Here is a 906-nt window from a genome sequence, read left to right as displayed (position 1 = left end):
GCGACCCGGCGATGGAAGACGCGCTGCACGACGTGCCGCTGTTCCGCGATTTCGCAGGGCTCGGCGGCTGGGACGACCGGCTGCCTGACGAGTCGACGATCCTGCGGTTCCGCCACCTGCTGGAGAAGCACAAGCTGGCCCCTGAGATCCTCAAGACGGTCAACGACCTGCTGCAGCACAAGGGGCTGCTGCTGAAGACGGGCACGGTGGTGGACGCCACGCTGATTGCCGCGCCGAGTTCGACGAAGAACGCCACGGGCGAGCGCGACCCGGAGATGAAGCAGTCGAAGAAGGGCAACCAGTGGTTCTTCGGCATGAAGGCGCACATCGGCACCGATGCCGATTCCGGGCTGGTTCACACGGTGCGCGGCACGGCTGGCAGCGTCAACGATGTGGTCGAGGCCAACAGCCTGCTGCACGGCCAGGAAGACGAAGCCTGGGGTGATGCGGGATACCAGGGTGCGGACAAGCGACCCGATGCAGACCCTGAGGTCCGCTGGAATGTGGCGATGCGCCCGGGCAAACGTCGCCAACTCGACCACGGCAAGCCGGTCGAACATCTGACCGACCAACTGGAACGGATCAAGGCCAGCATCCGTGCGAAGGTGGAGCACCCGTTCCGGGTGATCAAGCGCCAGTTCGGCCACGTGAAGGTTCGCTACCGAGGGCTGGCGAAGAACTCGGCGCAGTTGCACACGCTGTTCGCGCTGGCCAATCTGTGGATGGCGCGCAGGCGGCTGGCCGGAGCCGGGGCATGAGTGCGCCCGAAATGGCCCAGTCAAGCGGCACAACGCGTCGCGGGCACCTTGCGATCTCGTTGCAAGCGTCAACTCGGACCGCAATTGCCCGACCCCGATCAAATTGCAAGGCGCTGCCATATCGGTCGCCGTGTTGTGCAGAGCGTCC

At 65.3% G+C, this 906-nt stretch carries 1 protein-coding gene; it reads left to right on the top strand.

Annotation, left to right across the window (positions count from 1 at the left end; genetic code table 11):
• On the top strand, positions 1 to 758 hold a 758-nt coding region (locus tag FFT10_RS27545; RefSeq protein WP_137736086.1), incomplete at its 5' end, for an IS5 family transposase.
• Between the last annotated feature and the right edge of the window lie 148 nt (positions 759 to 906).

It is taken from the genome of Pseudaquabacterium pictum (assembly GCF_005403045.1).
In the GTDB taxonomy this organism is placed as follows: domain Bacteria; phylum Pseudomonadota; class Gammaproteobacteria; order Burkholderiales; family Burkholderiaceae_C; genus Pseudaquabacterium; species Pseudaquabacterium pictum.
This window is presented reverse-complemented; position numbering and strand designations above follow the sequence as displayed.